The sequence below is a fragment of the Segatella oulorum F0390 genome, assembly GCF_000224615.1.
Taxonomy (GTDB): Bacteria; Bacteroidota; Bacteroidia; order Bacteroidales; family Bacteroidaceae; genus Prevotella; species Prevotella oulorum.
Window position 1 is genome coordinate 1 of record NZ_JH114224.1, and the last position, 811, is coordinate 811.

Below are 811 nucleotides of genomic sequence, written 5' to 3' on the forward strand. Positions count from 1 at the left end.
GAGTGTAAAGTAAACTGTGTCATGCTACAATAAGATTAGTTTTATACAGTTTATTTATTATGGACAACAAAGAAATTGATTACAAGCGAGCTGCTGAGCAGCTTCGTAAGGGAGAACCATTATAAGGATGGTGCTTTGGCACCAATGTTGGAGCGCATTTTGAATGCTGCCCTTGAAGGTGAGATAGATGCTCATCCCACTTCTGAAGAGCGTTCACAAGGCAACCGCCGTAATGGTAAAATGCCTAAGCAAGTGCAGACATGCTATGGTGAGGTCACTGTTGAGACACCTCGTGACCGTGACGGTTCCTTTGAGCCTCAGACCGTCAGAAAGCGCGAAACAATCCTTGCTGAAGGTATGGCAGATCAGATTATAAACATGTATGCTTTTGGTACAAGTACTCGCGATATTAGCAAGTATTTCGAGCGTGAGTTTGATACCAAACTATCTGCAGAGACCATCAGTTCCATCACAGACAGAGTACTGCCTGAAATCAAGTCATGGCGTTCACGAATGCTTGATTCTGTATATGCAATATGCTGGCTGGATGCCATCCATTATAAGGTGAAGGACGAAACCGGACGTGCGGTCTCACGTGCCATTTACAACGTCTTAGGTATCAACAAGGAAGGCCACAAGGAACTTCTTGGTATGTATGTCTCCAAGAGTGAAGGCGCTAACTTCTGGTTAGAGGTTCTAAGCGACCTTCAGAACAGAGGTGTTCGGGATATACTGATATGCTGCATTGACGGTCTGAAAGGCTTTCCTGATGCTATACAGAGCGTATTCCCCAATACAAGTGTCCAACTCT

At 44.6% G+C, this 811-nt stretch carries 1 protein-coding gene; it reads left to right on the plus strand.

Going from position 1 to position 811, the window contains the following annotated elements; genetic code table 11:
* Nucleotides 1-75: 75 nt before the first annotated feature.
* The coding region (locus tag HMPREF9431_RS11905; RefSeq protein ID WP_004381585.1) for an IS256 family transposase at nt 76-811 on the plus strand (736 nt) is incomplete at its 3' end.